The sequence below is a fragment of the Methylobacterium sp. GC_Met_3 genome (assembly GCF_026540775.1).
In the GTDB taxonomy this organism is placed as follows: domain Bacteria; phylum Pseudomonadota; class Alphaproteobacteria; order Rhizobiales; family Beijerinckiaceae; genus Methylobacterium.
In genome coordinates, this window is sequence record NZ_JALNUL010000121.1 from 1 (window position 1) to 3,834 (window position 3,834).

Annotated in this window: 2 protein-coding genes and 2 pseudogenes; 2 read left to right on the forward strand and 2 right to left on the reverse strand. The window is 61.2% G+C overall.

The window, feature by feature from the left end; genetic code table 11:
- Positions 1–136 precede the first annotated feature (136 nt).
- Complete coding sequence (locus OXS27_RS31825) at positions 137–1,468, forward strand: hypothetical protein (RefSeq protein WP_267361651.1); 1,332 nt, start codon at positions 137–139, stop codon at positions 1,466–1,468.
- Positions 1,469–1,928: 460 nt separating this feature from the next.
- Positions 1,929–2,492: a hypothetical protein gene (locus OXS27_RS31830; RefSeq protein WP_267361653.1), complete on the forward strand. Its 564-nt coding sequence runs from the start codon at positions 1,929–1,931 to the stop codon at positions 2,490–2,492.
- A gap of 268 nt (positions 2,493–2,760) precedes the next feature.
- Here OXS27_RS31830 and OXS27_RS31835 read toward each other — a convergent pair.
- Both OXS27_RS31835 and OXS27_RS31840 read right to left on the reverse strand, forming a co-directional pair.
- Positions 2,761–3,177, reverse strand: a pseudogene (locus tag OXS27_RS31835) (IS630 family transposase); the annotation flags it as partial.
- Between the two features lie 223 nt (positions 3,178–3,400).
- Positions 3,401–3,658: pseudogene (locus tag OXS27_RS31840) on the reverse strand (IS5/IS1182 family transposase); the annotation flags it as partial.
- Positions 3,659–3,834 lie beyond the last annotated feature (176 nt).

Below are 3,834 nucleotides of genomic sequence, written 5' to 3' on the forward strand. Positions count from 1 at the left end.
CTTAAAGCCCTTGGATCAGCATGTCGCGTCACTGGATCGATCACTGAACACGCAGCGTGCTAACCAGCGTTGGACTGTCGTCTGCAAGTGAAAGCGCATCCGGCAGTTTGCGCGCGGCTCTTGGGGAGCGGATCTTATGATATGCTGGTTCATCCGTTTGAGCACGGCGCTCGCCTTCTTCGCCCTACCGGCACTGGGCCAGACCACCGAACAACAGAATCTCCGACCTAGGGACATCGCAGCTGGCTGGGCGGGGTCCCTCGATGGCACGTGGCACTGGCGGCTGCCCGATACCCCGAACGGTCTGCATCCAACCCAGAGCTGGCACGCCACAGGTTCGACGCCGGACGGTGATATCTACGTGAGCGGAATGGACCACCGCACGAACGCGGCGCTCTATCGAATCGACACGCGAGCGCGCGCCTTACGCTATGTCGGCGACGCCCGCTCGGCCTCTGAAGCCGCCCACAATTGGCTGCCCGGCGAGACTGCGCAGAAATTTCATACCCGCCCGCTTTGGCACGCAGGGAAGATCTACGTCGCCACGATGGACCGATCGAACCTCGATCCGGAGTACCTCGGGCGCCGGGGCTTCCATTGGTATGCCCACGATCCGAGCCTCGGGCGCTTAACGGACCTAAGCGCCGGTGAACCCGGCGGGAGCGCCGTGCCGCACGGCAACCTCGTCACCCTCGCATCCGATCCGGTTCGCAACGTGATCTACGGCGCAGGCGTGCCCACCGGGACGATCTACCGCTACGACGTCGCCACGGGCCAGACCCAAGATCTCGGCCGCCCGGCCTCCTATCAGCAACCCTACGTCTATACGGGCCGCGTGATGTGGGTTGACGCGCATGGGCGCCTCTACTTCACCGCCAGCAATTGGGACGAGCCAGCGGCGCACGATCACGTGCATTACTACGATCCGCAGACCGGCTTCGGCGAGGAGACGGACTGGCGGCTGAAGGACGGCATGGCGCTTGAGACCGGCCAATGCATGGAGGGCGGCCTTGTATGTTTCTTCGGTGACGACCGCGGCCATATCTATCGCTTCGACCAAGCATGGCATACGTGGACGTATCTCGGGCAGGTCGACACCGGCAAGGTGCCCGGATGGAACGGCTTCGAGTTCTGGCTCTTCGCCGTAGCGCCGGACGGCAAGAGCGTCTATGTCGCCACCAGCACCTCCCCTCGCCCGAGCGAGGACACTGCCCTCTACGAATTCGATTTCGGGAGCGGCAGGACGCGGCGACTCTGCGCGCTCGCCGAGCTCGACCCGGCCCTCGCGCATACTCATGTCCATACCGGCTATGACGCCTGGGATACCGAGGGGCGCTTCTACTTCGCGAGCTTCGGCTACTCGGGCGACAGCGCCGTGCTGGTGTCCCGTATTGACCCAGCGCGGTTGAAGGCAGCCATCGTGCGGCGCGCCAAAGCTCTGGACGCTTCCGATACCACGAAACGGTAGACGCATGTCGTGTGATGATACCTTTGTAATTTCCCGCTGAAATGATACGGGCGGCATAACGCACCAACACAGGCGGCAGCTTCAGAGGTGCACCAGTTTAAATATTGAGGATGCCTGCACGAGCTTGGCCACAAGCAAAGATTTGTGTCCACGATAGCGCTCAACTCAGCAGTGGCCTATGCAAGCTCGCAGGTCACCAGTGCCGCCCAAGGCGCCGAATGGCGACGGGTGGTACACAACAGCGGCAAGCCGTCACGGTTGCTGTCCAAGACGTCTCCGCCAAGCGTTACGCTTCGTATGGGCAGAGAAAGTGATATCGGTCTGGATCGCCGGCGGGACAGCGCGACAGGCTCACGGCGACGATCGGATTCGGATCAGATTCCTAGCCTTGTTCTCGCCGAAATAGCGTTTGTAATGTCGTCATCTCTGCTCACTTGCTGGATCCCGCCGAGTTTTACACATGCCCTTTATGTCGATCATCAGATTGATTTTACTCACCATATCCACTTTGACACTCATGGTGATACTGGCTGCGTGGAGCATCAGCGGTCGGTCGGCCGACCTGCTAGTGTTCGCAGCAATGATCTTTCTCGCCGTTAACACTATCTATCTTTCGTTTTCGAAATCGACACTTCAGACGAGTAAGTTATTTAGTCATCTCGCCGCCAGACTGGCGTTTGCATCTTACGCGCTGCAGCACCAAGCCGCCGAGGCAGAGTCTCGGGAAGCGGTTTTAGAGAAAATTCGGGCAGAAGAAGCAGAATTGAAGCGTCATAAGCTACTTGCAGCAAAAGAATTTCTTTCCCATCTTCAAGAAAAGCGGCTTTCTAGTAAAGAAGGTATGCCCACCACTCACCAAATTACGGCGTCGCTGGGGCCGCCAAGCTCACGCATCCCTGCATTGCCTGATCGAGGCATTCCACGAGCGGAGGCCCCAATCGGCCAAGCACGCAGCGATCGTGCTTTCTTTCCTGAACATCATCCGGCGGCTCAGACGCAGACATCCGGCAGGGCCGGTGAATGATCGCTACATGCAAGCGAACAGGACACTGAGCTCCGGAAAATGCAGAGACGTTTTCACCTCCCACCGGAGACGGCATCTTTCGACGAGCGCCGCTTGCGTCCATTCCTATCGTATGATGCGGCGCTGATATGGCTATCCGATCTCATGGCATGAACTTATGTCGAATCGATACTCCGCAGAATGACAGCAGGAGGCCGTGCCTCACCATGCTGTGGCGAGCTGTCTAAGAAGTAATTATGGCGGCGCGAGCGATCAGAGCTGTTCCCACCTATGTAGCGGCGGCCAAGTCGTCCTCGTATCCGGCGGCGGAGATGCAGTTGCGGCATTCGTCTGGGGTGAAGCGGGTGAAGGCCTCGCGGATAGCAGCCCAGAGGTCGGGCACGGTGCGGGCGGTTGCGGTTCGCAGCAGGTGCTTGAGCTTGGCGAAGATCTCCTCATCCTGAGCCTGTCGAAGGATCGATCGGATAGAACTCGGAACGGTAGGGAGAAAGTACAGCACCCGCGCGCCCACCGCCTCAATGGGTTCGGGCACACCGGCAGCCTTGTGGGCCTGCGGGTTGTCGAGGATGACGGTGTCCCCGGGTCGCAGCACCAGGACGAGGCTGTCGGCGACGTAGCGGCGGAAGCGGGCGCCGTTGGTGGCACCATCGACGAGACTGAGCGCGCACAGGCCGGTGCTGCGCAGCCCGGGAAAGCGGCTGATCCGACAGTATGCCTGTTCGATCACCGACCGACTGAGTTGAACGGCGAAGCTCGTCTGAGCAGCCTCCGCCTAGAGGAACTCGATCTCGACGACGGTGGCCGTGCTGACGCGCGCGCCCCTTGAAGGCGCGGTCGACGAAGCCACGGGCAGGGGGACGGATAAGAGCGCGTGTGAGGTCCGCAGTGGGGCGGGCATCAGGGCGAGGGCCGCAGTGGCTGTGGTGGGGGCAAGCGGTGAAGACGCCAGCCCTGAGCAGGCTGGCGTCTGTCTCGGTAAAAGCATGGCGTTTGCGCCCGACGCATCGTCGGGTTGATACATAACCGGACTCGCCCGCGATCCCCACGCCGCCCCAGCGTGCGGCTTGCGCAACTTGCACATCGCCGACACGACCGGTTCGGCTGGACTCGCCTTCGACCTGATCCCGGTCAGCCCTTGTGAGAGCCGGGGCGAGGCGCTCGCACACGCAAGTCTGCCACAGGTACAAGTCCGCGTTCACCGTGATTAGGTAGAAAGTCCCGCACGCAGCCGGGGCGCAGCTCGAACAGAACGCGATCCAGAGTTATCCGCGCGAGCCACCGCCGCGTTCGACCTGTGAAGATGATGCATGCCGCCGCGGATGCGAGCACCGCCCGCTTAAGC

What these genes read in the sequence shown, in the direction of transcription:
- OXS27_RS31825 (WP_267361651.1), top strand. Translation starts at nt 137, where the DNA reads ATGATATGCTGGTTCATCCGTTTGAGCACGGCGCTCGCCTTCTTCGCC.
- OXS27_RS31830 (WP_267361653.1), top strand. Translation starts at nt 1,929, where the DNA reads ATGCCCTTTATGTCGATCATCAGATTGATTTTACTCACCATATCCACT.